General features: G+C 56.7%; 25 protein-coding genes. All 25 read right to left on the reverse strand.

The features are described from left to right. Nucleotides 1-59 precede the first annotated feature (59 nt). Entirely contained in the window at nt 60-1,013 is a 954-nt protein-coding gene (locus QU667_RS06560; RefSeq protein WP_304986420.1) for a dihydroorotate dehydrogenase, read from the reverse strand. After that, complete coding sequence (locus tag QU667_RS06565; protein WP_304986421.1) at nt 1,003-1,785, reverse strand: dihydroorotate dehydrogenase electron transfer subunit; 783 nt, start codon at nt 1,783-1,785, stop codon at nt 1,003-1,005. The genes QU667_RS06560 and QU667_RS06565 overlap by 11 nt, the downstream gene beginning before the upstream one ends. After that, a complete protein-coding gene (gene carB / locus QU667_RS06570; protein WP_304986422.1) occupies nt 1,757-4,984 on the reverse strand; it encodes a carbamoyl-phosphate synthase large subunit in 3,228 nt (1,075 codons plus the stop codon). Before carB ends, QU667_RS06565 begins: the two co-directional genes overlap by 29 nt. 3 nt (nt 4,985-4,987) lie before the next feature. After that, entirely contained in the window at nt 4,988-6,061 is a 1,074-nt protein-coding gene (carA, locus tag QU667_RS06575; RefSeq protein WP_304986423.1) for a glutamine-hydrolyzing carbamoyl-phosphate synthase small subunit, read from the reverse strand. Continuing rightward, nucleotides 6,058-7,350, reverse strand: coding sequence for a dihydroorotase (locus QU667_RS06580; protein WP_304986424.1), 1,293 nt, complete (start codon nt 7,348-7,350; stop codon nt 6,058-6,060). The genes carA and QU667_RS06580 overlap by 4 nt, the downstream gene beginning before the upstream one ends. Beyond that, nucleotides 7,350-8,294: an aspartate carbamoyltransferase catalytic subunit gene (locus QU667_RS06585; RefSeq protein WP_304986425.1), complete on the reverse strand. Its 945-nt coding sequence runs from the start codon at nt 8,292-8,294 to the stop codon at nt 7,350-7,352. Before QU667_RS06585 ends, QU667_RS06580 begins: the two co-directional genes overlap by 1 nt. Before the next feature lie 392 nt (nt 8,295-8,686). Continuing rightward, entirely contained in the window at nt 8,687-10,855 is a 2,169-nt protein-coding gene (gene recD2 / locus QU667_RS06595) for an SF1B family DNA helicase RecD2 (protein ID WP_304986426.1), read from the reverse strand. A gap of 1 nt (nt 10,856) precedes the next feature. Next, nucleotides 10,857-12,773 carry an ABC-F family ATP-binding cassette domain-containing protein gene (locus QU667_RS06600; protein ID WP_304986427.1) on the reverse strand — a complete coding sequence of 639 codons (1,917 nt, stop codon included), beginning with the start codon at nt 12,771-12,773 and terminating at the stop codon, nt 10,857-10,859. Between the two features lies 1 nt (nt 12,774). Beyond that, nucleotides 12,775-14,118 (reverse strand): LCP family protein, encoded by a 1,344-nt coding sequence (locus QU667_RS06605; RefSeq protein WP_304986428.1) that lies wholly within the window; start codon nt 14,116-14,118, stop codon nt 12,775-12,777. A 391-nt stretch (nt 14,119-14,509) separates the two neighbouring features. Then, nucleotides 14,510-16,234 (reverse strand): DNA repair protein RecN, encoded by a 1,725-nt coding sequence (gene recN / locus QU667_RS06610; protein WP_304986429.1) that lies wholly within the window; start codon nt 16,232-16,234, stop codon nt 14,510-14,512. A 15-nt stretch (nt 16,235-16,249) separates the two neighbouring features. Next, the gene (gene argR, locus QU667_RS06615) at nt 16,250-16,702 is read right to left on the reverse strand and encodes an arginine repressor (RefSeq protein ID WP_304986430.1); all 453 of its coding nucleotides are present in this window, start codon (nt 16,700-16,702) and stop codon (nt 16,250-16,252) included. 11 nt (nt 16,703-16,713) lie between these two features. After that, nucleotides 16,714-17,568, reverse strand: a complete 855-nt coding sequence (locus QU667_RS06620) for an NAD(+)/NADH kinase (RefSeq protein ID WP_304986431.1) — start codon at nt 17,566-17,568, stop codon at nt 16,714-16,716. Nucleotides 17,569-17,579: 11 nt separating this feature from the next. Continuing rightward, entirely contained in the window at nt 17,580-18,389 is an 810-nt protein-coding gene (locus QU667_RS06625; protein ID WP_304986432.1) for a TlyA family RNA methyltransferase, read from the reverse strand. A 5-nt stretch (nt 18,390-18,394) separates the two neighbouring features. Beyond that, nucleotides 18,395-19,270, reverse strand: coding sequence for a polyprenyl synthetase family protein (locus QU667_RS06630; RefSeq protein ID WP_304986433.1), 876 nt, complete (start codon nt 19,268-19,270; stop codon nt 18,395-18,397). A gap of 2 nt (nt 19,271-19,272) precedes the next feature. Continuing rightward, the gene (gene xseB, locus QU667_RS06635; protein ID WP_304986434.1) at nt 19,273-19,509 is read right to left on the reverse strand and encodes an exodeoxyribonuclease VII small subunit; all 237 of its coding nucleotides are present in this window, start codon (nt 19,507-19,509) and stop codon (nt 19,273-19,275) included. Nucleotide 19,510: 1 nt separating this feature from the next. Beyond that, entirely contained in the window at nt 19,511-20,704 is a 1,194-nt protein-coding gene (gene xseA, locus QU667_RS06640) for an exodeoxyribonuclease VII large subunit (RefSeq protein WP_304986435.1), read from the reverse strand. Nucleotides 20,705-20,784: 80 nt separating this feature from the next. Next, nucleotides 20,785-21,195, reverse strand: coding sequence for a transcription antitermination factor NusB (nusB, locus tag QU667_RS06645; RefSeq protein WP_304986436.1), 411 nt, complete (start codon nt 21,193-21,195; stop codon nt 20,785-20,787). Then, nucleotides 21,192-21,437: a DUF2273 domain-containing protein gene (locus tag QU667_RS06650; RefSeq protein ID WP_304986437.1), complete on the reverse strand. Its 246-nt coding sequence runs from the start codon at nt 21,435-21,437 to the stop codon at nt 21,192-21,194. The genes nusB and QU667_RS06650 overlap by 4 nt, the downstream gene beginning before the upstream one ends. 12 nt (nt 21,438-21,449) lie before the next feature. Then, nucleotides 21,450-22,028: an alkaline shock response membrane anchor protein AmaP gene (gene amaP, locus QU667_RS06655; protein ID WP_304986438.1), complete on the reverse strand. Its 579-nt coding sequence runs from the start codon at nt 22,026-22,028 to the stop codon at nt 21,450-21,452. Between the two features lie 21 nt (nt 22,029-22,049). Next, nucleotides 22,050-22,451, reverse strand: coding sequence for an Asp23/Gls24 family envelope stress response protein (locus tag QU667_RS06660; RefSeq protein ID WP_304986439.1), 402 nt, complete (start codon nt 22,449-22,451; stop codon nt 22,050-22,052). A 31-nt stretch (nt 22,452-22,482) separates the two neighbouring features. Then, on the reverse strand, nt 22,483-23,040 hold the full coding sequence (gene efp / locus QU667_RS06665) for an elongation factor P (RefSeq protein WP_304986440.1): 558 nt from the start codon (nt 23,038-23,040) through the stop codon (nt 22,483-22,485). A gap of 238 nt (nt 23,041-23,278) precedes the next feature. Beyond that, nucleotides 23,279-24,355 (reverse strand): M24 family metallopeptidase, encoded by a 1,077-nt coding sequence (locus QU667_RS06670; RefSeq protein WP_304986441.1) that lies wholly within the window; start codon nt 24,353-24,355, stop codon nt 23,279-23,281. Further along, the gene (aroQ, locus tag QU667_RS06675) at nt 24,352-24,795 is read right to left on the reverse strand and encodes a type II 3-dehydroquinate dehydratase (RefSeq protein WP_304986442.1); all 444 of its coding nucleotides are present in this window, start codon (nt 24,793-24,795) and stop codon (nt 24,352-24,354) included. The genes QU667_RS06670 and aroQ overlap by 4 nt, the downstream gene beginning before the upstream one ends. Before the next feature lie 8 nt (nt 24,796-24,803). After that, nucleotides 24,804-25,085 carry an acylphosphatase gene (locus tag QU667_RS06680; RefSeq protein ID WP_304986443.1) on the reverse strand — a complete coding sequence of 94 codons (282 nt, stop codon included), beginning with the start codon at nt 25,083-25,085 and terminating at the stop codon, nt 24,804-24,806. Beyond that, nucleotides 25,085-26,323 carry a peptidase U32 family protein gene (locus QU667_RS06685; RefSeq protein WP_304986444.1) on the reverse strand — a complete coding sequence of 413 codons (1,239 nt, stop codon included), beginning with the start codon at nt 26,321-26,323 and terminating at the stop codon, nt 25,085-25,087. The genes QU667_RS06680 and QU667_RS06685 overlap by 1 nt, the downstream gene beginning before the upstream one ends. Between the last annotated feature and the right edge of the window lie 2 nt (nt 26,324-26,325).

A 26,325-nucleotide genomic window follows, 5' to 3' on the forward strand; every position in this document is an offset into this window, starting at 1 on the left:
AGTATATGGGATAAGGAGAATACTTACGAACAAAAAATCTTTTTTTATGAGAATTTTTTTCATAAAGAATATCGCTGTTCCCATGCCTTTCCAACAATCTCCTGAATGTTGGCGAACCGATTCTCATGCAAATAACGTCCCAGCCCGTCACAGATCTTCATCGTGACAGCGGGATCGACAAAATTTGCCGTCCCAACCGCGACAGCAGACGCACCCGCAAGGAAAAACTCGACGGCATCCTCCCACGAGGAGATCCCCCCCATACCGATCACGGGAACGTGAACCACATGAGCAACATCCCAGACCATACGGACGGCGACGGGTTTCACGGCAGGACCCGAAAGCCCGCCCGTACGGTTGCCAAGGACGGGACGACGACAACGGATGTCGATCTGCATCCCGATGAGCGTATTGATGAGCGAGATCACATCCGCACCCGCCTCCTCTACGGCAAGCGCCATCTCCGTAATGCTCGTGACATTCGGTGAGAGCTTCGCGATCACAGGCTTCTCGGATACGGATGCGACTGCACGCACGACATCCGCCGCCGCACGCGGATCTGTACCGAATACGATGCCGCCCTCCCGAACGTTCGGGCAGGAGATGTTGATCTCAAGTGCAGCGACTCCATCGACATTGAGCCGCCGTGCAATTTCCGCATAGTCATCGACGGAGCTGCCCGATATGTTGACAATGACGTTCATCCCGTACGGTCGTATACGCGGCAGGATCTCCGTCAGGAAGTGCTCCACGCCGGGATTTTCCAGTCCGATGCAGTTCAGCATTCCCTGCGGGGTCTCCGCGATGCGCACGCCATCGTTCCCGCACCGTGGGGCAAGTGTCGTTCCCTTGACCATGACACCGCCGAGACGCGCGAGGTCAACAAAATCCGCAAACTCCTCACCGAAACCGAATGTTCCCGATGCTGCGAGGACGGGAGTACGCATCTCGATGCCCGCGATATTCGTGCGAAGCAGATCGTCATAGGGATATTTTTCTGCATTATAAGGCATCGTACACCTCCTCCGCCGGGAACACCGGGCCGTCCTTGCAGACCTTACGCCGCCCATTCTTCGTATCTACGGCGCAGGACAGGCACGCACCCAGTCCGCACGCCATGCGCTTTTCGAGCGAGACCTCGCAGGGAATCCCGTGCTCCGCCGCAATCACTGCAACGCGCTCCATCATGACGGGAGGGCCGCAGACGGCAATGCCGTCATAGTCCCCCTCTGCAAGAAGCTGCGGCAGCAGCGTCGTCACAAAGCCCTGCGTGCCGTACGAACCATCGTCCGTCATGATGAAGCATTCGCGCACATGGGGGCGGTAAATCTCCTCCCAGAAAACTTCTTCCTTCGTGCGGCCGCCCATCAGGACGGAGACATTTGGATGCGTCGCTGCAAAGAAGAGCAGCGGCGTGAGCCCCATGCCTCCACCGACGAGCAGCGGATGTTTCAGAGAGGTATTGAACCCATGCCCCAGAGGGCCGAGGATGGAGACATACGCCCCCGCCGCAGCATTCGCAAGTGCTTCTGTGCCGCTGCCCACCTGCCGATAGATGAGGCGAATCCACCCATCCGCACGGGAGGTCTCAGCGATGCCGAGCGGACGGCGCAGAAATCCGCCGTGCACGGGAACGGAGACCTGTACGAACTGCCCCGGCAGGGATGTCCGCGCAATCTGCGGAGCGGCGAGCGTCAGAATGTCAACGCCCGCAATCGGTATCCCATGGGAAAGGATTTCTGCCTCCTCGATTACCTTAGGCAAGGTCGTCCCCTCCACCGACATAGTCTTGTATTGCAAGTGTATAGACAAGGCGGCGATTCCGCATAAACTCAAGCACGCGCAGCACCTCCCACGCCGTATCGAGCGAGGTAAGGCAGGCAATGCCGTGCTCCACGGTGGCGCGGCGGATCTTGAACCCGTCGCGTGCGGAGTGCTTGCCCTGTGTGAGCGTGTTGATAACCATATTGATCTTGCCGCTCTTAATCATCTCGATGATGTCCGAGCTGCGTTCATGCACCTTGCCAACCACTTCGACATCAATGCCAAGGGATGCAATCGCCTTTGCCGTTCCCTCCGTCGCCACAATGTCAAAGTTGAACTCGGAGAACGCCTTGGCGAGCTGTTTCAGCTCCTCCTTGTCCTTGTTCGCAACGGTAAAGAGCAGACAGCCCTTCGTCGGGATGTTCAGCCCCGAGCCAACGATTGCCTTGTAGAGTGCACGCGCATAGTGGTAGTCCACGCCCATGACTTCGCCCGTTGACTTCATCTCGGGGCCGAGCGAGATGTCGACATCCGTCATCTTTGCAAACGAGAAAACGGGGGCTTTGACTGCGACATAGGGACGCGGCGGAATCAGCCCCGAGTGGAAGCCGAGTTCCTTGAGGGTCGCCCCCATCGCCACCTGTGTCGCAATGCCGACCATATTGATGTTCGTGATCTTGGACAGGAACGGCACGGTACGGCTCGAACGCGGATTGACCTCTATAATGAACACCTCGTTACGCGCCACAACGAACTGGATGTTGAGCAATCCCTTGACGTGGAGGGCGACCGCGAGACGCTTCGTATAGTCGATGATGGTGTAGATCACGCGTGCAGGCAATGTCTGCGGCGGATAGACCGCAATGCTGTCGCCCGAGTGGATACCGGCACGCTCGATGTGCTCCATGATGCCGGGAATGACGACATCCACGCCATCGGAGATGGCATCAACCTCGACCTCTGTCCCCTGCATATAGCGGTCGACAAGCACGGGATGATCCGGCGTCACCTTCACCGCACGGCTCATATAGTCGCGCAGCTCCTCCTCGTTGTAGACAATCTCCATCGCACGCCCGCCGAGCACGTAGGACGGACGTACCATGACGGGATAGCCGATCCGCGCCGCACCTGTCACAGCATCCGCGAGATTCGTCACGCTGATCCCCTCGGGGCGCGAAATGCCCGTCTGCGTCAGCACCTCGTCGAACCGCTCGCGATCCTCGGAGCGGTCGATGTCATTGACGGATGTTCCATAGATGCGCAGTCCCGCACGTTCAAGCTCTGCCGCGAGGTTGATCGCGGTCTGTCCGCCGAACTGTACAATCGCACCATCCGGCTTTTCCTTGTCAACGATGTTGAGCACGTCCTCGACGGTCAGCGGCTCAAAGTAGAGGCGGTCGGAAATGTCAAAGTCCGTGCTGACCGTCTCCGGATTGTTGTTGATGATGATTGCCTCAATGCCCATTTCGCGCAGCGCCCAGACCGAATGCACCGAGCAGTAGTCGAACTCTACCCCCTGTCCGATGCGAATGGGACCCGAGCCAAGCACAATCACTTTTTTCCGGTTGGAAACGGTAACCTCGTCCTCTGCTCCTCGGAATGTGGAGTAATAGTACGGGGTCATTGCCTCGAACTCAGCAGCACAGGTGTCTACCATCTTATAGCATGGCAGGATATTGTGCATACGGCGCATTGTACGAATCTCATCGCGGGTTTTCTTCGTCAGCTCGGCGATGGAGACATCGGACAGCCCGACCCATTTCGCCGCTGCGAGCAGCTTCGGTGTGAGCGGCGAGGCAGCCAGCTGATTTTCCACGTCCGTGATGTGCTTGAGCTTGTGGATAAACCATTTATCTACCTTCGTGATCTCCGAAATGGCATCGACCGAAAGCGTTCCACGCCGAAGTGCCTCGGCAATCACAAAGATGCGCTCATCATTGACGAGGGCGAGCTGCTTTTCCACACGCTCATCGTCCCACTCGGCAAAGCGGTCGATGTGGAGACGGTTCACGCCGATTTCGAGTGAGCGCACCGCTTTGAGAATTGCTCCTTCAAAGCTGCGGTCAATCGACATCACCTCGCCTGTCGCCTTCATCTGTGTGCCGAGTGTATGGTCAGCGTAGATGAATTTATCAAACGGCCAGCGTGGGAACTTCACAACGCAGTAGTCAATCGTCGGCTCAAAGCACGCCTTCGTCTTCTTCGTAACCGAGTTGACAATCTCATCCAGTGTGTAGCCAATCGCAATCTTCGAGGAAACCTTTGCAATCGGATAGCCCGTCGCCTTGGAGGCAAGCGCCGAGGAGCGGCTGACGCGCGGATTGACTTCGATAACATAGTATTTGTTGCTCTTTGTATCGAGTGCATACTGCGCGTTGCAGCCGCCCTCGATGCCGAGCTCACGGATGATACGAAGGCTCGCACTGCGGAGCATCTGATATTCATAATCCGTCAACGTCTGTGCAGGGGCAACAACAATACTATCTCCTGTATGAACACCGACAGGATCGAAATTTTCCATACTGCAAACGGTGATACAGTTGTCATTTCGGTCACGAATGACCTCGAACTCGATTTCCTTCCATCCGGCAACGCTGCGCTCGATGAGCACCTGCCCGATCATCGAGTAGTTCAGCCCCTTAATGACGGTCGCTATGAGTTCTTCCTCATTCTCCGCGATACCGCCGCCCGTACCGCCCATTGTATACGCAGGGCGTACAATGACTGGGTATCCGATCGAGTTTGCAAATTCGACAGCCGCATGAACATCCTCGACAATCGTACTCTCGGGGATCGGTTCACCGAGTTTTTCCATGGTCTCCTTGAACCGCTCCCGATCTTCTGCCTTTTCGATTGCCTCAAGCGAAGTGCCAAGCAGCTCCACGCCATGCGCTTCCAGAACCCCTTTTTCGGCAAGCTGTACGGCAAGGTTCAGCCCCGCCTGCCCGCCGAGCGTCGCCAAAAGACCGTCCGGCTTTTCCTTGGAGATGATCTCCTCAAGGAAATCTACCGTCAACGGCTCGATATAGACGCGGTCAGCGATGTGTGTATCCGTCATGATGGTGGCGGGATTGCTGTTGACGAGAACGACCTCCAGTCCATCCTCCCGCAGTGCGCGGCACGCCTGCGATCCCGCATAGTCAAACTCCGCCGCCTGTCCGATGATGATGGGACCGGAGCCAATGACCATGACCTTTTTCAAATTTTCCTTGCGCGGCATATGTCACTCTCCCTTCATCAGATTCCAGAACTCATCAAACAGATACATATTATCGTCCGGCCCCGGTGCAGCTTCCGGATGGTACTGCACGGAAAAGATCGGAAGCGACGTATGACGCAGTCCTTCAATCGTATCGTCGTTGACATTTGTATGGGTAACAATGAGCGGTGTTCCTTCCAACGATGCCGGATCGACGGCATAGCCGTGGTTCTGCGCGGAGATGTGCACCTTGCCCATCTTGAGGTTCTTAACGGGCTGATTTCCGCCGCGATGCCCGAACTTCATCTTGTACGTTTTAGCGCCAAAGGCAAGCGCAAGCAGTTGATGCCCGAGACAGATGCCGAAGATGGGCTTCTTCCCGGCGAGCTTTCGGACTTCCTCGACAATCTCCGGCACATCCGTCGGGTCGCCGGGACCGTTCGACAGGAACACGCCGTCAGGATTCAGCGCAAGCACCTCCTCAGCGCTTGTATGCGCGGGCACAACCGTCACTTTTGCACCGATTCGATTGATGTTATGGAGAATGCTGCGCTTGACTCCAAAATCCATTGCCACGATATGCGGCGCATCCGCCGTTTCCGTATCAAGCGTATAGACCTCGGGGGTCGTGACAATCTCCACGACATTCCGTGGAAGTTCCTCCGCCTGCAATGTGGCAATCTCTCGTTCCGCCAGATCTGAAGGAACGATCACGCCCTTCATTGCTCCCGCCGAACGAATGTGACGTGTAACCGCCCTTGTATCGACGTTATACAGGCATGGTATTTTGTTTTTCTGCAAAAATACCGTCAGACTTTCCTCGGACTGCCAGTTGTTCGGTGCATCACAGAGCTCGCCGATCACAAATCCACGCACGAAGGTCTTGCGTGACTGCATGAACTTCGCCGCTGTGCCGTAGTTCCCGATCAGCGGATACGTCATTGTGAGAATCTGCCCGCAGAACGAAGGATCGGTCAGGCTCTCCTGGTATCCCGTCATGGTCGTGGTAAATACGACCTCACCGACGGCTTTTGTGTCACGGTCGAGCAGTTCGCCCGTGTAAACCGAACCGTCCTCCAGTATCAGTTTCCCTTTCATACGATTATGACCCCATCCTTCATAACAATCTTACCATCAACTACGGTGAGAACCGCTTTCCCCTTGAGTTTACGCCCGTTGAATGGCGAATGTCTTCCTCTTGTATAGAATTTGTTCACATCGACCGTCCATTCCATGTTCGGATCAATTACTGTGACATCGGCGGGAGCGCCCTCCCCGAGTGTTCCCGCATGGAGTTTAAAGACACGTGCCGGTCCGTACGTCATGCACTCAATCACTTTCTCAAGTGGAACTTTCCCCGTGTGAACGAGGTCGGTCAACAACACGCCGAGTGCCGTTTCAAGCCCCGGGAATCCGCTCGGCGCATAGATGTACTCGCGATCCTTCTCCTCCGGAGCATGTGGTGAGTGGTCGGTGACAATCATATCAATTGTGCCGTCGAGCAGCCCCTCCACCATCGCTTCTACATCCTTTGCCGTACGTAGCGGCGGGTTGACCTTTGTCGCGCTGTCACGCGGATCGACGCATTCGTCCGTCATCGTCAGATGGTGCGGTGTGACCTCCGTCGTTGCGCGTACGCCGCGTGCCTTTGCCTCACGAACGAGCTGTACCGCACGTCCCGAACTGATATGTGCGACGTGTACGTGCGCACCCGCATACTCCGCGAGCATGACATCGCGTGCAACGGCAATATCCTCCGCCACGATCGGACGCCCCTTGATGCCGAGCATCGCACTGCGATGTCCCTCGTTCATCGCGCCGTCCTCGACGAGGGATGTGTCCTCCTCGTGATTGATGATCGCCTTGTCGAACGGAACGAGGTAGTCGTAGGCACTGAGCAGTACCTTTGCCGACGGGTCATAATGCCCATCGTCCGAAAACGCAACTGCCCCCGCCTCGACCATATCGCCGAGCTCCGCGAGCTCCCTGCCCTCCTGATTCTTCGTCACCGCACCGATGATGCGGATGTGGATGACGGCGACATCCTCGGCGCGTTTCCTAAGGCTTGTGACGAGTGCCGCATCGTCCACCACGGGACGTGTATTCGGCATCGTTGCAACCGTCGTATAGCCGCCTGCCGCACCTGCACGCGATCCGGAGGCAAAGTCCTCCTTTGCCTCCTGCCCCGGCTCACGAAAATGCGTGTGCATATCAATGAGCCCCGGGGTGACAATCTTGCCGGAAGCATCATAGACCTCGGCATCATCCGCACGCAGATCTTTTCCGACCTGACAAATAACTCCGTCCTCGATGAGGACATCACAGATTTCATTCCGCTGAGCGGCAGGGTCGATCACCCGTCCGCCCTTCAAAAGCAATGTGCTCATCAGGCTTTCCCTCCCATCAGCACCAAGGTGAAGAGTGCCATACGGATGGCAACCCCATTTTTCACTTCCTCCTGAATCCGCGACTGTACGCCGTAGGCGACGGCCTCCGAAATCTCCCATCCCTTGTTCATGGGCCCCGGGTGAAGGACAAGCGCATCGTTCGCCAGTGCCAGTCGCTGCTCGTTCAGCCCGTAAATGCGTGCATACTCACGCGTCGAGGGGAACAGCCCCCCCTTCATCCGTTCCAGCTGGATGCGCAGTACCTCAATCACATCTGCGCCCTCGACCGCATCTTCGATGCGGTCATGGATGGTGACGCCCTCCTCCTCATGGAGAAAGCGCGGCAGCAGAGGACGCGGGCCTGCGATGTGTATGTCCATTCCCATCTTGCGCATCCCTTGAATATCCGAGCGTGCCACGCGGCTGTGCAGCACATCCCCGAGAATGGCGACCTTCAGTCCCGCAAGCTTTCCCTTGTTCTCCTCGATGGTATAGAGATTTAAGAGCCCCTGTGACGGATGTGCATGAGCTCCGTCGCCCGCATTGATAATCACGGGAGAAACAGCATCGGCAGCGTACGCGGCAGCTCCCTCCGCTTTGTGCCGCATGACAATCGCATCCGTACCCATTGCCTCGATCGTGTAGAGTGTGTCGCGCAGGCTCTCCCCCTTGACGACACTGGACGCGCTTGCCGTGATATTCACGACATCCGCGCCGAGATACTTTCCCGCGAGTTCGAATGACGTGCGCGTGCGCGTACTCGGCTCGTAGAACAGCGTGACGATCGCCTTTCCCCTGAGTGCCGGCACTTTCTTGATGTCACGGCCGACAATGTTCTTCATCTCGCGTGCCGTGTTCAGGATCAGGCGAATCTCCTCCGCCGAAAAATCCTCAAGCGCAAGAACATCGCGCCCCTTTAGTGATAACTCCTGACTCATGTGCATCCCCTTCCTTGCACTAACAAAAAAGCTCTCCCATGCCAAAAGAAAGGCATAAGAAAGCTTTGCATTCTAAAATTGGATAGACGGATGGTGCAGTGTATTGCATTGAAAACTCCCTTAAGGCCTCACAGGACCTCTTAAAAGGTGATATGTTCGGAAGCGAAACACCGCTTCCTTTTCCCCCATTATACCGTTTTCCGCTGAAAAAATCAACCGCCCGCACGATTCCCTAGGGAAGCACTGATAAATTCAGCCGCGCCATCTTGACGCATCTTTTTTTCCCGCACTGTGTCGGCAAATCCTCCACATAGCTTTGGCTATGCGTCCGGTTTGCCTCCTTGTTCGGACGAAAAAATCTACGCCAATCTGACGGACTTCATTTTATCAGCGATTCCCTAGATTTTCTCCGCAAGCCGCTCCGCGAGCAAGGTATAGCGACGGCGCGTGCGATCATTGCTGACAGCAGTAAACAACGCGGTGCGGTCACCGATGAGGATGACCCCCTTTTTCGCACGCGTCACGGCGGTGTAGAGGAGGTTGCGCTGGAGCATGATATGATGTGCGCGCACGAGCGGGAGGAGGATGATGTCGTACTCGCTGCCCTGACTTTTATGGACGCTCATCGCATAGGCAAGGGTAAGAGCCCCGAACTCATCCCGCGTGTAGGAGACCTCCATATCCTCCGCAAATGCAATGGTAAGATGCTCCGAATCAATTTGAACGATGCGCCCGATGTCTCCATTGAACACATTCTTCGTGTAGTCGTTGCGCGTCTGCATGACCTTGTCGCCGCGTCGAAAGCCGACCGCCTCCGCCTTATCTGCTGCGGGCGGATTCAGTGCCGCCTGTAAACTTCGGTTGAGCAGATCCACGCCGCACGCCTCGCGTCGCATGGGCGAGAGCACCTGCAGATCCATGAGATCCGTTCCCGCACGGAGGAGGCGCGTACAGATGGAAACAATCTGTGCAGCAGCATCCTCACTCGACACAGCGGGGACAAAGGAAAAATCCGCCTCCGTAAAGGAGGGAACACGCCCGGAGTTGATGGCATGTGCATTCAGAACAATTGTTCCTGTATTATTCTGTCGGAAGATCTCGGTCAGACGTACGCTCGGAATAACCCCCGAGCGCAGGATGTCCTGAAGCACAGCGCCGGGACCAACCGCAGGAAGCTGATCCACGTCACCGACGAGGATGAGATGCGTCCCCGGCAGAACAGCAGTGAGAAGATGCTGCATGAGTACAATATCCATCATGGACACCTCGTCCACAATGATGACATCTGCCTCCAGCTGCGTCTCGGCATCACGCCCAAAACGCATCTCGCCGTCCTCCCTGCCCTGTGCCTCAAGCATACGGTGGACGGTCGCAGCGGGACACCCCGTCGCCTCCGCAAGCCGTTTCGCCGCGCGTCCCGTCGGCGCGGCAAGCAGGATCTCAAGCCCCTGCGCCCCAAGAATGTCGATCATGCTTCGTACGACGGTGGTTTTCCCTGTACCGGGACCTCCCGTCAGAACGAGAACACCATGCTCCAGTGCAGCGATGACCGCCTCCCGTTGGGCATCGGCAAGACGAACCGTATGCTCCTCCTCCCATGCGGTGACAAGGGACATTGTATCATAGACATGAATGTGATCCGCCTTCTGTTGCAGCATCCGCAGGAGCCGTGCCGTCTCCACCTCCGCCTTGTAGAGCTGCGGCGCATAGATGAGCCGTTCTCCCATATCGTCCACCGCATAGAGGCGGCTCATCTTCACCTCACGGCTGAGCACCTCCATGACCTCGCTGCGCGCAACCCCGAGACGCTGTGCAGCCCGCTCTGCGAGCATCCCCTCGGGAATACAGCAATGTCCGCTTGAGGAGATCTGTGTGACCTCATAGGAAAGCCCTGCAGCAATGCGCTCTGATGAATTTTTTTCCCAGCCTGCGGCGATGGCGATGTTATCTGCCGTGACAAAACCGATTCCGTCAATCTCCCGCGCCAGACGATAGGGGGCCTTCTCCATCACCTCGACTGCAAGAGATCCATACGCCTTAAAGATGCGTCCGGCATATGCCCCCGTGATGCCATGGTCTTCGAGCCAGAGCATAATATCGCGCAATTCGGACTGCCGCAGATAGGAAGCGGCAATCTTCTCCGCCGTCTTCGCGCCGATTCCGGCGACCTCCCGAAGGCGGCTCGGCGCGCATTCGATGATGAGAAGCGCCTCTGTGCCGAATTTCTCCACAATTCGGCGCGCCATTGCAGGACCTACGCCGTCAATCGTCCCCGAGGCAAGGAAGCGTTCGATGCCGCCTGCACTCGTCGGTGCACTGATGCGCATACGCATCGCCTGAAACTGACGCCCAAAGCGCGGGTGTGTCACCCATGTACCGACGAGGTGAACCTCCTGACCGACGAGGGGGGCTGCCCCCTTCACCGTTGCAGTACACTTCCCCGCGTGCTCCATACGCAGACGAAAGACAGAGAATGCGCCGTCCCCCGCTGCAAAAATGATATGATCGACGACGCCCGTGAGTTCTTCTTGCTCGGAGTGAAAGCCGAGATTCTGTCGGAGTTCCATATTATGCCTCCGTCAGCTGCTGCCACTTCTCATAACGCTGCATAATCTCAATTTCCTTTGCCGCATATGCCTCCGCAATCGCATGACTGCGCTCCGGATCCGCCTGCGTCTCGGGGCGGTTCATCTCGTACTCAAGCCCCTTGAGTTCTGCTTCCGCCATAGCGATTTCCGCCTCCATGCGCTCGATCATCTCCTGCCGCCGTGCAGCGGGGATGGCACTGTGCACCACAGATTTAGGTGCGGCGGACGTTTCCGCGTGTTCTTTTGCCGGCTGTGCAGATGGCAAATGACGCTCCTTTTTCTCCGGTGCGGATACCACCTCTGCCGCCTCAGCTTCTTTTTTCATCAGATAGTAGCTGTAGTTGCCGAGATATTCCGTGATCCTTCCGTCCCTCAGTTCGAGCGTACAGTTCGCCGTCTTATCGAGGAAATAGCGGTCATGTGAGACGGCGATGAACGTGCCCGGAAACGCCATCAGAGCCTCCTCGACCGCCTCGCGTGCGGGAATATCGAGATGGTTCGTCGGCTCGTCGAGTACGAGGAAGTTCGCTCCCGTCAGCATGAGTTTCAAAAACGCCACACGCGCCTGTTCACCGCCTGAGAGTGCGCCGATGAGACGCAGAACGTCATCCCCGTGAAAGAGGAATGCACCGAGATAGCCGCGTGCCGTCTCCTCGTCCAGACCGAACGTATAACAGATTTCATCCAATACGGTCTTTGTGGGATCGAGCCCCTCATGCTGCTGCGAAAAGTAACCGATCTTGACACGGCTGCCGATTCTCAGCCGTCCCGTCGCTTCAAGTTCCCCAACGAGGATTTGGAGGAGCGTCGTCTTTCCGACGCCGTTCTCGCCGATGAGTGCCACCCCGTCGCCCTTGCGGATGAGCAGCGAGATATGGTCAAGTACACGCTGCCCCCCCGGATAGGCAAAGCAGATGTCCTCAAGTTCTGCTACACGCTGTGCGCATTCCGTCGGTTTTGTAAAGGCAAAATACTGAAAACGCGCCGCCTCGGGCGGGAGTACGATCCGCTCCAGACGGTTCAGCTGACTTTGCCGTCCACGTGCCTGCTTTGCCTTGATCCCCGCCTTGTAACGGCTGATGTATTCCTCCGTCTTTTTGATCTGTGCCTGCTGTTTCTCATACGCGCTCAAGAGTGCCGCGCGGCGATCATTCTTCACCCGCATATAATGCGTATAGTTCCCCGTATACACCGTAACCTCCGCATGATCGAGTTCCAAAATACGATTTGCCACACGGTCGAGGAAGTAACGGTCATGCGAGATCAGAAGCACGCCGCCGCGATAGGATTGCAGAAATTTTTCAAGCCACTCGATCATTCCAATGTCCAGATGATTCGTCGGCTCATCCAAAAAGAGGAAGTCCGGCTCACGCAGGAGTGCCTTGGCAAGGCAAATGCGCGTGGTCTGTCCGCCGGAAAAATGCCGCACATCCTTTTGAAGTTCTGCCTCGGAAAAACCAAGACCGAACGCCACACGGCGGATGCGGCTCTCAAAGTCGTAGCCGTCCAGTGCCTCAAAACGCGTCACAAGATTTCCATAGGCGGCAAGCTCGTCACTGCCGGCCTCCCCTGCCGCAATCGCGTCCTCCATCCGTTCCTTCTCCGCACGCAGCGCAATGAGATCCGAGAACGCACTGCGCAGCTCCTCATAGAGCGTCGCATGGGTAAACGTCGCCTGCTGCTCGACGTAACCGACCGTATCGGCGCGCTCCATCACGATCTGCCCGCCGTCGCTTTCCTCTCTGCCGAGCAGAATCCGCATCAGCGTCGTCTTGCCCGTGCCGTTCGCACCGACAAGACCAATCTTGTCACCGCGCCGGACTTCAAAGTTTACATGAGAAAAGAGCGTACGTATCCCATACGCCTTTTCCAGTCCGATGACCTTCAAGCTCCCCATATCACGATTCTCCATCCTTATGCACAGTGTCAGAACGATAGTCACGCCCGATGATCACAATCGCCTGCCTCTCACCTGCGCCATCAACCGGCATGATGACACAGGGGAACGGCATTCCGTAGAACAGATTCACATGTGCCTCTGCCGTCATCACGGCGGTTTTCGGGCGATCCGACACGCTGCCCGTCTCGATGCCTCCGATGCGGAATCCCTTCGCACGCAGGGTGTCTGCAATCTCCGCCCCTGCACCGTCAATGCCGCTCGCATTGATAATCATGACGGAGATGTCCTCCGCCGTATCATTCTTGGCGGTCTTTTCCGATGCCTCTTTTTTCTCCGGCGTTTCCTCATCTTTTTCTGTACGCTTCCCTGTCGTAATGCCGCGCTCTGCACGCTGCTCCGCTATGGCACGGTCTCCCTCGGCGAGCAGTTCCTCCGACGAGGGGAGAAGCTCCCGCTCATCCGTCTGCGTCATCACACGCATACGCTCCGGCATATCTGCACGATAGGCAGCGGCATCACGCTGTGCCGCCTCCTGCATCCGTGCGGGCAGATCCCTTCCCACGCCTGCAAAGAGTTTCCTGCGTGTTTCCACAAGATCGGGAATCCAGTAGCTGATGTCTCCGAGGTATGCCGGCACCCCCGTTACCATCTGCGTCACCATGCCGCCCGCCTCGATCTCCTTGAGACGCTTTGCCAATGTCAGCAGCTGACGCGTTGTCAAATCCGTCTCGACCGCATTCTTCACCTCGTCAATCACCGCCGTAAGGCGCGGGAGCACCTGCGGGGAGAGGAATCGGGCGAGCAGCGCACGCATGAAATGCTGCTGACGTGCAATGCGCCCGATGTCTCCCTCACCGTCACGATAGCGTACGTATTGGATCGCCTGTGCGCCGTTCATATGCTGCTCCCCCGGATGCAGATCAATGACAAGACCGCCGTTATCGTCCCACGGATCTTCGTAATACATCCGCTTTTCGACGTTGATGTCCACACCGCCGACTGCATCCACAATCCGTTCAAATGCAGATGTGTCGATCATAATGTAATGTGTCACGGGAACACCGACGATTTTTCCCACTGCGTCCAGCGTCAATTCGTGTCCGCCAAACGCATAGGCATGATTGATCTTGTCGTAACCATAGCCGCCGACTGCAACGCGCGTATCGCGCGGAATCGAGAGCAGCACAGCTCGCTCCTGTTCCTCATCGACAGCGGCGAGCATCAGCGTATCACTCCGTCCAACATCCCCCTCCCTGCGATCCACCCCCATGATGAGCACATAGCCGAGATCATTGTCGACTGCATCCGCAAACGCATTGACATCGCGCAGCGAACCGGACATAAAGCGAACTCCCGCATAGTATACGGCACAGACGATCAGAAAGGAAACGGCAAATACGACACCGGCAAATTTAATAAATGTGTGATCCGAATCCGAGTGCAATAAATTTTTTAATAACACGCCATATATCGTCCTCTCACAGATGAATTGTATGCAGGAATTGCGGAACGGACTTCACCTGATTCATGTTTTCTTATATCATCAGATGTTTTTCAGTATAACAAAAACAGAAGTTCCATGCAAATAAAATGGAAAATACGATGTGATGACGTAAAGCGTTCTGTCGTCATTGCCTTTCCTGCAAGAAAAAAGATTCCAACGTCAATGATGACAAAAGGAATCTCTTTTTCTGATTTTACTTCAGTTCCATGGAATCGTGCTGACGATTGCCTCATTGCTTTGCCGGTTTTTTCTTCTTCTGAAATGCAGCTTTCTTTTTCCCTGCCGCTTCGAGCATTTCGCGCGCATTTGCGAGTGCCGCCTCGGTGACATCATCCCCCGATGCCATGCGTGCAATCTCGCGCACGCGTTCCGCCTCAGAGAGCGCTGTCACCTGCGTGACAGTCGCCTCTCCCTTGACGGATTTGGCAATGTAGAGATGTGCGTCCGCCATGCACGCGATCTGCGGCAGATGGGTAATGCACAACACCTGCTTGTAGTGCGCGACAAAGGCGATGCGCTCGGCGACCATCTGTGCGGTGCGCCCGCCGATGCCCGTGTCGATCTCGTCGAACACCATGCTCGCCCCGCCCGTATCCCGCGCGGCGACAATGGATTTAATGGCAAGTGCAATGCGCGAGAGCTCGCCGCCCGAAGCGACCTTTTCGAGGGGCTTCTCCTCCTCGCCCACATTTGCCGAAAAGAGCATACTGAGGCTGTCCGCACCACAGCTCGTGTATTTCTCCTCAGGGGTGACGACGATACGGAAACGCGCCTTCGCCATGCCGAGCCCCTGCAGCTCACGTGCAATATCCTTCGAGAGTTCCGCACCGACCTCCTGACGACGCGCCGTCAGATGCGCCGCAAGCTCTTTGAGCCGTTTGCAGAGTGCCGCGATTTCCTTGTCAAGCTGCTCCATATCCGCATCGTAGTTGTCAATGCTTTCCAGTTCTCTCCGGACGGAGGCAAGCCGATCCAATACAGCCGGAATCGTCCCTCCATATTTCTTTTTGAGCCGATCAATGACATCCATGCGCGTCTGTATTTTGTCCAAGCGGGCAGGGTCTGCATCGATACTGTCCAGATAGTCACGCACCTCATAGGATGCCTCCTGCAGGGAGATGTATGCCTCCTCGATCATCGTCTGTGCGTTCGCAAGACCATCGTCATAGCGTGCAATCTCATCGAGCGCATGAGTGATGCGGGCAAGCGCAGAGAGGACAGAAAGCCCCTCCTCCCCATCCTCGCTGAGGAGATTCCCCGCCTCGGCGGCGTTCTCCACAAGGCGCTCCGCATGGGAGAGGCGGCGAATCTCCGTCTCAAGTTCCTCGTCTTCCCCCTCTGACAGTTCCGCCTCGGCGATCTCCTTTTCCTGCCAGCGCAGCATATCCACGCGCTCTCCAAGATCTGCAATCGCCTCCGCACGCTCCTCCCGCGTGCGCGTCTTCTCCTTCCAGTCCGTATAGACTGCCGCATAGGCGACAAGCTGTGTGCGCAGCTCACTGTCCCCGCCCTCAAGGAGACTTCGCTGTGCGTCCTCGCGCAGAAGAGCGAGGTTCTCATTTTGCCCGTGGATGTCGACGAGATACGGAGCGAGCTTTTTTAGAAAGGTCAGTGTGACGCGGCTGCCGTTGACAAGGATGGATCCCTTTCCCGTCCGTGCAACCTTACGCAGGATGATGAGTTCGTCCTCACATTCGATTTCCTGTGCCGAGAGCATGGAACACAGTGCCTCGTCGCTTTCATCGAGCGAAAATACCGCCTCGACGCGCAGAGCATCCGCCCCGCTGCGGATGGTATCCGTCGAGATGCGCTGCCCGAGGATCGCGCCAAGTGCATCAATCAGAATGGATTTGCCTGCACCGGTCTCACCCGTGAGAATATTGAGCCCTGCACCGAACGTGACAGAAACCTCCTCAAGCAGTGCAAAATTCCATACACGCAGACTTTGCAGCATAGCCGTCCCCTCCTCTCACCGCAGCAGCTCCTGAATGCGTTCCACGATGTTCTCTGCCGTATCCTTTGGTTTTACAAGCACAAAGATACTGTCGTCGCCCGCGACTGTCCCGATGATCTCCTGCCAATCCGAGGCATCAAGTGCAGCGGCAACTGTCGCAGCGGCTCCCGGGATCGTTTTCACCAGTACAATGTTCTCACTGAAATCACACAGCACCACATTGTCCTTGAAGATCCGCTTCATCCGCCCCTCAGAAAAATGCATCACCTCATGTGGGGATACGGCATAGCGGTAGCGACCGCCGTCCGCAGGCACTTTGATCAAAAAAAGTTCCTTGATGTCCCGCGAGATGGTCGCCTGTGTCACACGCATATGACGCGCGCGCAATGCCTCGGCGAGAGCCTCCTGCGTCTCAATGATCTCCTCACCGATAATTTTTTTGATGAGTTCGTGGCGTCGACTTTTCATTCCACTCTCTCCTAGCAGTTTCTCCAGAGTTTTGTACGCAATGTTTGATAGTAATCCTTGTCCTCGAATTTGATGATGCCCGCGCGCACATCCGAACATTTGACCGTAACCGTGTCATCGGGATGAATGGGTGTCGTTTCCTGCCCGTCCAACGTTACGATAATGCTCTGCCGTGTGTCGACGAGGTGGATGTGCACAACATCCTCCACGCGGATGATCAGCGGGCGGATGTTCAGTGTATGAGGGCAGATCGGTGTGAGTACGAGCCCCTTCACCATCGGGTTCATGATGGGACCGCCCGCCGAAAGAGAGTATGCCGTCGATCCGGTCGGCGTGGCAACGATGAACCCGTCCGCCTTACATTCCACGAGCGGTATATCATTGACCGCAAGCCCGAGTGAAATGATACGCGCCGGATCGCCCTTCATAACGACAATATCGTTGATTGCGTATCCAAGAACGTGTTCCGAACCGTCCGGCTTCGTGACAAATCCCGCGAGGAAACGCCGCCACTCGATGCGATAGTCGCCCGCACAGAGTTTTTCAAGACGTTCCTCAAGCTCGTTCTGCTCAATATCTGCCATAAACCCGAGCGTACCCATGTTGATGCCGCAGACAGGTACGGGGTTCTCCACATAGCGGCGGCAGATACCAAGCAGTGTTCCATCCCCGCCGAGGCTGAGCGCAAAATCCGCCGGCTGATGCTCGATGTCGTCCACGCCGCAGTCCTCCATGCCAAACTCCGCCGCACGCACATGCGACAGGAGAATACGCGTCTCACGCGCGGCAAAGAACGCACGAATCCGCCGTAAAACTTCGCGTGTCTCCGGCTTAATCAGATTCGGAAAAACCGCAACCGTCCTCATAGCAACGCCCCTCATTGATCCAGCGCCCGATGCGCCTCTGCCACAATCTCATGTACAGAAGCCGCCTCGACCCGCTGCTTCCCATCTTCCTGCATCCGCAGATACAGGAGGTATTCGATATTCCCCTTTGGTCCCTTCACCGGAGAGTATGTAAGTCCGGCAGGGGTGAAATGCTGTGCCTCCGCCACGCGGAGAACCTTCCGGATCACATCCTCATGCACAGCAGGATCGCGGACAACACCGTTCTTGCCCACGCGATCCTTTCCCGCTTCAAACTGCGGCTTAATGAGGGCGATGACCTCACCGCACGCCGAGAGCAGCCCGTGTACGACGGGAAGAACCTTGTCCAGCGAGATAAACGCCACGTCGATGGAGGCGAAGTCCGGAGCCTCACCCAGCATCTCAGCGGTAACATTTCGGATATTCGTACGCTCCATATTGATGACGCGGGCATCCGTACGCAGCTTCCAATCGAGCTGTCCATAGCCGACATCAATCGCAAACACCTTTATCGCGCCGTTTTGGAGCATACAGTCCGTAAATCCGCCCGTCGAAGCACCGATGTCCGCCGCCGTTTTTCCCTTAAGTACGACACCGAAAGCCGCCATTCCTTTTTCCAGCTTCAGCCCGCCGCGGCTGACATAGGGCAGATCCTCCCCCACAACGCGGAGCAGCGCATCCATCGGCACTGTCGTCCCCGCCTTGTCGATGCGTTGCTCATCCACGAGCACCTGCCCCGCCATAATGAGACGTTTCGCACGCTCCCGACTGGGCGCAAATCCCTGCTCCACAAGCAGAATATCCAACCGTTCTTTCTTCATCATCTCTATTGCTTTCGCTTCACGAGATACGCGACAAGCGCACGCAGAAAGTCCGCCTCTGCACCAAACGCGGAGAGCGCGTCGACTGCTTCGTTCACACTGCGGCGTGCAAGCTCCTGCGCCTCCGAGAGAGAGGTCAGCGATACGTAGGTCGACTTGTGATTTTTCTCATCGCTGCCGACGGGCTTTCCGATCTCGTCGGCACTGCCGATGACATCGAGAATATCATCCGTAATCTGGAACGCAAGCCCAAAGTGATCGGCATAGGACGTGAGTGCCGCCAGCTGCTCCTGTGTCGCACCTGCGAGAATCGCACCGCTGCGCAGAGCTGCATGGAAGAGGGCTCCCGTCTTTCCCATGTGGATACGGCGCAGCTCCTCCATCGAAATCTGCACGCCCTCCGCTCTGAGATCGAGCACCTGTCCGCCAACCATCCCCTCGGCTCCCGCCGCACGACTGATCTCATCCACAACCCGCAGGAGTGCCGCTGCAGGCACGTCCTTCTGCCGCAGAATCACCGTAAATGCGAGTGTGAGAAGGGCATCCCCCGCGAGGATTGCAACGCCGTCCCCATACACCATATGATTTGTCAGCTTGCCCCGACGGTATTCGTCATCATCCATCGCGGGAAGATCATCATGGATGAGCGAATACGTGTGGATCATCTCAAGCGCGGAGGCAACGGGCAAAAATTTCGTTCCATCTGCGCCCACGGCATCCGCCGCCGCCATCAAAAGGATCGGACGCAGACGTTTCCCGCCCGCCATGAGGCTGTACTCCATCGACTCCCGCAGAATCTCATCCAGCACAGGAGTCCTTGCCAACTCATCCTTCAGCGCACGCTCAACAAGTTCCTGCCGTTTCTTCCACAGTTCCTTCATCATCAGCCTCCGATCTGCAGATTCTCTTCCGAAATGCCTGTTGCCGTCTCCTTCACCAAAAGATCCATCGTTTCCTCGGCGCGCTTGAGGGAGGTCATACAGACATCAGACAGCTTGATTCCCTCCGAATACTTCGCCATGAGATCCGCAAGTGACAGCTCTCCCGTTTCAATCTCCGCCACAATCTGCTCCAACGCGCCGAGTGCCTCCTCAAACGCCATCTCCTTTTTACGCGCCATGCTACTTCTCCTTTGCCTCAACTACGGCAGATATTTTTCCGTCCGCAAATGTAATATTCAGATGATCGCCCGCCGCAAGTTCCTTCGCACGTGTCACCGTTTTCCCGGCCTTCTCCACAACACTGAACCCGCGGTAGAGAATCTGTACGGGATTCAGGAGCTCAAGCCGTTTCAGTACGAGCTCAAGGCGATGGCGAGCGTTCATACGTCTGTCCTTCGCCGCACGATGGAGACGTTCTGCGGCACGATCCGTACGCTGCACCGCCCCCGCAAGCAGGAGCTTCGGATGGCGGTACCACGGGCGTTCGATCAGCGCCCGCAGATGCGCCTTGTACTGCTCCATCCGTCGCGTGCGTCCCGCATGGAGACGCGCGAGAAGCGCTCCTGCATACTGACGCAGTTCTGCGGCATCGGGTACGGCAAACTCCGCCGCCTGCGACGGTGTCGCGGCGCGTCTGTCACTGACAAAGTCCGCGAGTGTCGTATCCGTTTCATGTCCGACGGCAGAAATCACAGGGATGCGTGAATCGTAGATCGCACGCACAACAGCCTCCTCGTTGAACGCCCACAGATCCTCTGCCGAGCCGCCGCCGCGTCCGACGATCAGTACATCCACGGGGTATTTCTCATTGAAGAAGTGGACTGCCGCCGCGATCTGCCCCGCTGCCTCTGTTCCCTGCACAAGAACGGGATGAAGGATCAGCTGCACATTCGGCCAGCGACGCTTTGCAACCTTGTGGATGTCGCGCAAAACCGCCCCGGCAGAGGATGTGACAATCCCGATCCGACGCGGAAAGCGCGGCAGCGGCTGCTTGTGCGCCTCATCAAAAAGACCTTCGGCACAGAGTTTTTCCCTCAGCTGTTCAAAGGCAAGTGCAAGAGCCCCCGCCCCTTTCGGGGTCAGGGCATTCACATAGAGCTGATAAACGCCGTCACGTTCATAGACGGACACACTGCCGCCCGCAATCACCTGCATTCCGTTCTCCGGCGTAAAACGCAGATTCCGCGCACAACCGTTAAACATAACGCACTTCATGCTTGCACCCGCATCCTTGAGGGTAAAATAGCAATGCCCCGAAGGGTAGCGTTTGAAATTGGACACTTCGCCGCGAATCAGGATATCCGACAGGATTGCCTCTCCTTCGAACAGCCCCTTGATGTATCGCGTCACATCTGTAACAGAGTGGACGGTCATATAATTCCTTTCCGCATTGAAAAAAAAGAACCATTGCACGAAATACTCGCGCAACGGATTCTTTCTTTGTCAGCAGTTCCTTAAAGCGTTTTTTGCATTGCAGCAAGGATCCCGTTTACATAGCGGCGCGCATCATCCGAGCCGTATTTTTTTGCAAGTTCGACCGCCTCATTGATGGCAACCGGCGGATCAATGCGTTCCTCCTGATAGCGCATTTCGTAGTACGCCATACGAATCAGATTGCGATCCACAGCCGCCATACGGTGGAGTTTCCACTCCTTCGCAAGGCGGGCGATCTCCGCATCTATCTCCATGAGATGCGCACGCGTTCCCTGCACCAGCGCATGTGCATAGGGCAGATCATGCTCCGTAAGTCCCTCGACCTCATCCGCCGCAAGCTCGCTTGCATGATCGGCGGACACATCATCCGTGCCGAACTCAAGCTGAAACAGTGTCATAAGCGCGGCTTCCCGCGCGTGCCTCCGGCTCATGACATCCTCCGAAACAAACGGTTCAGTACAGACGTGTCAAGCAGTTCCGCCCAACCGCCGACACGCTCCGCACGCAGTCCGAGCCCCATGCCGATACCTGCACAGAGAAGCACAAATACAATATGCCAGAAGCCAAAGAGCAGAACAGAAATGCCAAACAGCAGACCGATAAGCAGTCCCGCTGTTCGTCCGCAATGGTTCTCCCATTGATCCTGAAGGAGGAGCAGTAAATTTTCTTTCATGCCTCTCTCCTACTAAGACACAGAACGCTTCGACGAAGAGCCGGCGTTCGTGATCTCCGTTACGCGAAGTTCCACGGGGACATCCGAAATACCGAGCACATCATGGAGTTCCTGCCGCACATGCGCAGTCAGCTCCTCCGATACCGCATTCAGGCTCGTATGCTCTGCAAGTGTGATTTTGAGTTCCACCTGCATCGGCGTTGCCGCCGTGTCCTTTGGGGCATCCTGCACCGAAATCGCCGCCGTCGCCGTACGCACGCCCTGCATGGAAAGTGCCACGCGCTCGACGACACCGCGTACAGCAGACAGCGCGACCTGTACTGCACCCGCAGGCGTATCGACAACCATAAACTCGCCATCGGTGCGCGAAGACGCCGCTGTTCGTGCAAAGACGGCAAAGAACAACTTGAGACTGATGAGAAAAACCACCCCACACACTGCAAGAAGTTCCTGACGCGACAGGGCATAGCGCAGTTCATTCAGCCATACGCTCTCCGGAACAATACGCAAGGCAATGACAAGAACCGCGATGACGAGCACCATCACAAAGAGCACATAGGGCAGGAGCAGCAGACGATTTAGAATTCCCATCGCTTGACTCCTCTGTCATATTCAGCGTACACGCATTTCCTCCGGCTTCGGCTCCTCCTCAGGGAAACCGACGCCCTGCACATGGACATTGACTTCGATCACCGAAAGTCCTGTCATCGTCTCAATTGCACGCTTGACATTCTCCTGCGCGGCAAGTGCGACTTCGGGGATACGGATGCCGTACTTTACGATGATGTAAAGATCAATCGCGGCTTCCTTCTCCCCCACCTCGACCTTGACACCCTTGGAGAAATTCTTGCGCCCGAGGATCTCGGCGATACCGCCGGCGATGCCGCCGCTCATCCCCGCCACGCCTTCGACCTCTGTCGTAGCGAGCCCCGCGATGATGCTGACGACCTCATCCGCTACGCGGATCGTGCCAAGTCCCGTTTCCTTCTTCACTACGTTCTTATCGTTGTCCATGTCATATCCTCCGTTCGCAAGAAAAACTATATTAGCCGCGCTCAATGTAGTTGCCCGTGCGCGTATCAATGCGGAGCACATCTCCCTCATTGATGAAAAGCGGCACGCGAACCTCATAGCCGGTCTCGACCTTTGCCATCTTCGTCGCACCTGTCGCCGTATTCCCCTTGACGCTCGGCTCGCACTCAATGACCTTGAGACTGACGGAGTTCGGGAGCTGGATGCCGATGATACGGCCCTTGAACTGCTGCATCGCAACCTCCATGTTCTCCATGAGGTAGTTCAGCGCATCGCCGAGCTGCTCACGCGAGAGCTCGGACTGCTCATATGTCTCCGTGTTCATGAACGTATAGACACCGTCCGCCTCATAGAGGTACTGCATCGTATGCGTCTCAAGGTGTGCCGCAGGCATCTTTTCGTTCGGGTTAAACGTACGCTCAACCACGGCGCCGGTTTCGACATTCTTGATCTTCGTACGGACGAACGCGGCACCCTTCCCCGGCTTTACGTGCTGGAAATCAACAATCTGCCAGACGCCCCCATCGTATTCAATGGTAAGGCCGGTGCGAAAATCGGTGCTGTTAATCATATTATTTGTTCCTCCATACAATACATATTCTTGAGGGAATCGCTGATAATGCTTCCCTAAGGAATCGCTGATAAAATGAAGTCTGTCAGATTGGTGCAGAATTTTTGTCCTGCCAAGGAAACAAACCGGACGCATAGCCAAAGCTATGTGGAGGATTTGTTGACACAGGCAGGGCGAAAAGGATGCGCCAAGATGATGGGCTGAATTTATCAGTGCTTCCCCAAATATTATAGCGGTTTTATGTGCAGATTTCAATAAATTCTTTTGATGCACGTGTGAGCGGTTCTGCGCCGTCTGCCGTAATGAGCACGGTATCCTCGATACGGATGCCGCCCCATCCGGGGATGTAGACGCCGGGCTCGTCCGTGATGAGCATATTCGGCTGCAAAAGCTCCTTGCCCGCCTTCGAGAGACGCGGCTCCTCGTGGATCTCAAGCCCGAGACTGTGTCCAAGCCCGTGTCCAAAGTATTGGTCGAGATCCTGCTCCGCAAGGCAGTCCCGTGCCACGCGGTCAACCTCGATACCCGTCACACCGGGACGCAGTGCCGCAAGCGCACGCTCTTGTGCCGTGCGGACGGCATCGTAGAGTTCACGCTGCCGCGCGTCCGCACGTCCCACACAGATCGTACGCGTGATGTCCGAGTGATAGCCCGCACAGACTGCGCCGAAGTCCATCGTCACAAGCTCTCCGCGCTCGATCACCTTATCGCTCGCAACCCCGTGCGGCAAACTGCCGCGTATGCCTGAGGCGATGATGGTCGGAAATGCGGGACGCTCCGAGCCGAGCATCCGCATATGATGCTCAAGTTCTGCCGCGACCTCCAGCTCCGTCATGCCCGGTTCGATGTAGTCGATGATATGGGCAAAGCCCGCATCCGCAATGGCGCACGCACGGCGAATCAGAGCAACCTCGTCCGCATCCTTCACCTGACGGAGCGGATCGAGGTTCAGCGGCGTATCGAAGGAAATTTCGCCGAGCCGTTCGCGCAGCCATATCACCTTGATGTAGACGAGCGCTCCGCCCTCGAAGGCAAGTGAAACAACACCGGCGTCCACCGCAAGCTCCGCAGCTTTCCCATACAGACCGTCCCGCTGCTCGACAACCTCATAGAGGGGTGCCTCTGCCGCAGCCTGCTCCGTATAACGCCTGTCCGTCACGAGGATAAGACGTTCCGCTGTCACAAGGAGCACAGCGGAATCCCCGCGAAATCCGCTGAAATAGCGAACATTCTCCTCCTTTGTGATGAGAACGGCATCCACTATATTTTCTGCGAGCAGTGTGCGCAAACGTGTAAGACGTGCTTCAATATTCATCGTACACCTCCCATGCGGCAGATGATCACCTCAAGCGCCGCCATATAACTCTCCGCACCGAACCCCGCGATCTGCCCGAGTACGACGGGGGCGATTACGGACGTGCGACGGAACTCCTCACGTCGATGAATATTCGAGAGATGCACCTCGATAACCGGCACATTGACCGCCGCAATCGCATCGCGAATGGCGATGCTGTAATGCGTGAACGCGCCGGCATTCAAGATGATGTAGTCCGCCGTCCTGCGTGCACGCTGAATCGCATCCACAAGCGCCCCCTCGTGATTCGACTGCATGAATTCAATGTCCAGATCTGCCTCATTGGCACGGCGGCGTAGACGCTCATGGATGTCTGCAAGTGTCACAGTACCGTAGATTTCAGGCTCACGCGTACCGAGCAGATTGAGGTTTGGTCCATTCATTACAAGTATTTTCCCCATAGCTGCTCCTAATACCTGATCGAAAAATCACGCTCGCCGTCCACAGGTTCGCGTTCCTCGATGTCAAGACGCTCCACGCGGACGAAGTAGTTGCCCGTACGCATAGCATCAAACGCCGCCTCGACCGCAGCGGCATCGCCCTGCAGTTCCATCGTCACCGTCCCGTCGGACATATTCATCGCCCACCCCGTAATGTCGTTCATCACCGCCTGCTGGCGGACGAACATACGGAAACCTACGCCCTGCACCCGCCCTGCGGCGCACGCATAGCGGCGAATCACACGGTCCATCATCGCTCCTCCTTCTTTATCGGCACATCGCGGCGCAGAATGCTGTTCACCTCAACCGGCTGTGCCATCCGTATCCGGACAATCTGCTGCGGGTGCGGTGCCGCTGCAATTTCCTGCCCGTTCTCGTCCCACATCTCTGTGAGTTCCTGTCGAAACGACGCGCCCACGGGCTGAAAGACCTCGATCTCCTGCCCCAGCTTCATATGGTTGCGCTGCTCCACCGTTGCAAGACAGCGCTCCTCGTCATAGGCACGCACAAGCCCGACAAAATCCGAGGACTGTTCATAGGAGGACGAACCGTAAATCTGATCCGCCTCCGTCGTCCTGCCAAAGAAAAATCCCGCTGTGTAGGCACGGTGCGAGACTTTTTCCAGTTCCATCCGCCACTCCTCCCGCACCGCGTAGGGCTTGCCCGTAAGACAGGCATCGAGTGCCATGCGGTATGCCTTAACCACGCTCGCAACATAGTGGACGCTCTTCATGCGCCCCTCGATCTTGAGGCTGTCGATGCCGGAGGCGACGACCTCATCCAGATACGGCAGGAGGCAGAGATCCTTCGAATTCATGATGTAGGTGCCGCGCCCGTCCTCGACGATGGGATGATACTCGCCGGGTCGCGACTCCTCAACCAGCGCATATTTCCAACGGCAGGACTGTGCGCAGCCGCCGCGGTTCGCATCGCGCCCCGTAAAATAGCTGCTGAGAAGGCAGCGTCCCGAGTAGGATATGCACATCGCCCCGTGCACGAAAAGCTCAAGCTCCACATCCGTATGGCGGCGAATCTCCCGAATCTCCTCACGCGAGAGCTCCCGCGCGAGCACGACGCGCTCCGCACCGAGCTTCTGCCATGCGCACACCGTACGCCAGTTCACATTGTTCGCCTGGGTACTGATATGTACGGGAAGATCGGGCGCGACCTCACGCGCGAGCATAAAGACGCCGAGATCGGCGACAAGCACGGCATCCACATCCGCCTGTGCAAGAAAACGCAGATAGTCCGGCAGGGATACAAGATCGTCATTGTGCGGAAAGACATTGACCGTCACATAGATCTTCCTGCCCGCACCGTGCGCGAGCTGTACCGCCGCCCGTATCTCCTCATTTGTAAAGTTACCGCCGAACGCGCGCAGACCAAACTGCGCGCCGCCAAGATATGCGGCATCTGCGCCATAGGCGAGTGCCATCTGCAGCTTTTCCATCGTCCCGGCAGGTGCGAGCAGCTCAGGTTGCTTCTTCATCC

It is taken from the genome of Selenomonas dianae (assembly GCF_030644225.1).
Lineage (GTDB): Bacteria > Bacillota > Negativicutes > Selenomonadales > Selenomonadaceae > Centipeda > Centipeda dianae.

Bases quoted from the DNA above. Each gene is read 5' to 3' on its own strand.
- QU667_RS06560 (WP_304986420.1), bottom strand. From the start codon at position 1,013: ATGCCTTATAATGCAGAAAAATATCCCTATGACGATCTGCTTCGCACG.
- QU667_RS06565 (WP_304986421.1), bottom strand. From the start codon at position 1,785: ATGTCGGTGGAGGGGACGACCTTGCCTAAGGTAATCGAGGAGGCAGAA.
- carB (WP_304986422.1), bottom strand. From the start codon at position 4,984: ATGCCGCGCAAGGAAAATTTGAAAAAGGTCATGGTCATTGGCTCCGGT.
- carA (WP_304986423.1), bottom strand. From the start codon at position 6,061: ATGAAAGGGAAACTGATACTGGAGGACGGTTCGGTTTACACGGGCGAA.
- QU667_RS06580 (WP_304986424.1), bottom strand. From the start codon at position 7,350: ATGAGCACATTGCTTTTGAAGGGCGGACGGGTGATCGACCCTGCCGCT.
- QU667_RS06585 (WP_304986425.1), bottom strand. From the start codon at position 8,294: ATGCACATGAGTCAGGAGTTATCACTAAAGGGGCGCGATGTTCTTGCG.
- recD2 (WP_304986426.1), bottom strand. From the start codon at position 10,855: ATGGAACTCCGACAGAATCTCGGCTTTCACTCCGAGCAAGAAGAACTC.
- QU667_RS06600 (WP_304986427.1), bottom strand. From the start codon at position 12,773: ATGGGGAGCTTGAAGGTCATCGGACTGGAAAAGGCGTATGGGATACGT.
- QU667_RS06605 (WP_304986428.1), bottom strand. From the start codon at position 14,118: ATGTCCGGTTCGCTGCGCGATGTCAATGCGTTTGCGGATGCAGTCGAC.
- recN (WP_304986429.1), bottom strand. From the start codon at position 16,234: ATGCTGCAAAGTCTGCGTGTATGGAATTTTGCACTGCTTGAGGAGGTT.
- argR (WP_304986430.1), bottom strand. From the start codon at position 16,702: ATGAAAAGTCGACGCCACGAACTCATCAAAAAAATTATCGGTGAGGAG.
- QU667_RS06620 (WP_304986431.1), bottom strand. From the start codon at position 17,568: ATGAGGACGGTTGCGGTTTTTCCGAATCTGATTAAGCCGGAGACACGC.
- QU667_RS06625 (WP_304986432.1), bottom strand. From the start codon at position 18,389: ATGAAGAAAGAACGGTTGGATATTCTGCTTGTGGAGCAGGGATTTGCG.
- QU667_RS06630 (WP_304986433.1), bottom strand. From the start codon at position 19,270: ATGAAGGAACTGTGGAAGAAACGGCAGGAACTTGTTGAGCGTGCGCTG.
- xseB (WP_304986434.1), bottom strand. From the start codon at position 19,509: ATGGCGCGTAAAAAGGAGATGGCGTTTGAGGAGGCACTCGGCGCGTTG.
- xseA (WP_304986435.1), bottom strand. From the start codon at position 20,704: ATGACCGTCCACTCTGTTACAGATGTGACGCGATACATCAAGGGGCTG.
- nusB (WP_304986436.1), bottom strand. From the start codon at position 21,195: ATGAGCCGGAGGCACGCGCGGGAAGCCGCGCTTATGACACTGTTTCAG.
- QU667_RS06650 (WP_304986437.1), bottom strand. From the start codon at position 21,437: ATGAAAGAAAATTTACTGCTCCTCCTTCAGGATCAATGGGAGAACCAT.
- amaP (WP_304986438.1), bottom strand. From the start codon at position 22,028: ATGGGAATTCTAAATCGTCTGCTGCTCCTGCCCTATGTGCTCTTTGTG.
- QU667_RS06660 (WP_304986439.1), bottom strand. From the start codon at position 22,451: ATGGACAACGATAAGAACGTAGTGAAGAAGGAAACGGGACTTGGCACG.
- efp (WP_304986440.1), bottom strand. From the start codon at position 23,040: ATGATTAACAGCACCGATTTTCGCACCGGCCTTACCATTGAATACGAT.
- QU667_RS06670 (WP_304986441.1), bottom strand. From the start codon at position 24,355: ATGAATATTGAAGCACGTCTTACACGTTTGCGCACACTGCTCGCAGAA.
- aroQ (WP_304986442.1), bottom strand. From the start codon at position 24,795: ATGGGGAAAATACTTGTAATGAATGGACCAAACCTCAATCTGCTCGGT.
- QU667_RS06680 (WP_304986443.1), bottom strand. From the start codon at position 25,085: ATGGACCGTGTGATTCGCCGCTATGCGTGCGCCGCAGGGCGGGTGCAG.
- QU667_RS06685 (WP_304986444.1), bottom strand. From the start codon at position 26,323: ATGAAGAAGCAACCTGAGCTGCTCGCACCTGCCGGGACGATGGAAAAG.